The organism is Aquirufa rosea (assembly GCF_004118285.1).
GTDB lineage: Bacteria > Bacteroidota > Bacteroidia > Cytophagales > Spirosomataceae > Aquirufa > Aquirufa rosea.
Map to the genome: position 1 here is coordinate 1 of NZ_SDHY01000026.1, position 670 is coordinate 670.

General features: G+C 47.8%; 1 pseudogene. It reads left to right on the forward strand.

The features are described from left to right. Window positions 1-670, forward strand: a pseudogene (locus ESB04_RS12455) (hypothetical protein); the annotation flags it as partial.

Below are 670 nucleotides of genomic sequence, written 5' to 3' on the forward strand. Positions count from 1 at the left end.
GTTTTAACTACCCATACAGTTGCTGGTACTGCTACCACTGTCACGGCCACTACTTCAAGTATTACAGGTACTTCTCCTACCATCACTACGGTGGCTGGTACTGCTACCAAATACCTAGTAACCTCTTCTGGATATTCACCTGTCGCTGGAGCTACGGTGACCATCTCTGCTCAATTAGCTGACGCCAATAACAACCCTGTCAGTACCAATGGACAAACCGTCAATTGGACCAAGTCTGATGCTAACGGTAGCTTCGCATCTGCTTCTACAACCACCAATGCCAGTGGTATTGCCACGGTCGTTTTAACTACCCATACAGTTGCTGGTACTGCAACTACCGTCACTGCAACTACTTCAAGTATTACAGGTACTTCTCCTACCATCACTACGGTCGCTGGTACTGCTACCAAATACCTAGTGACCTCTTCTGGCTATTCACCTGTCGCTGGAGCTACAGTAACCATCTCTGCTCAATTAGCCGATGCCAACAACAACCCTGTCAGTACCAATGGACAAACAGTCAATTGGACCAAGTCTGATGCCAACGGTAGCTTCGCATCTGCTTCTACAACCACCAATGCCAGTGGTATTGCCACGGTCGTTTTAACTACCCATACAGTTGCTGGTACTGCTACCACTGTCACGGCCACTACTTCAAGTATTACAGGTA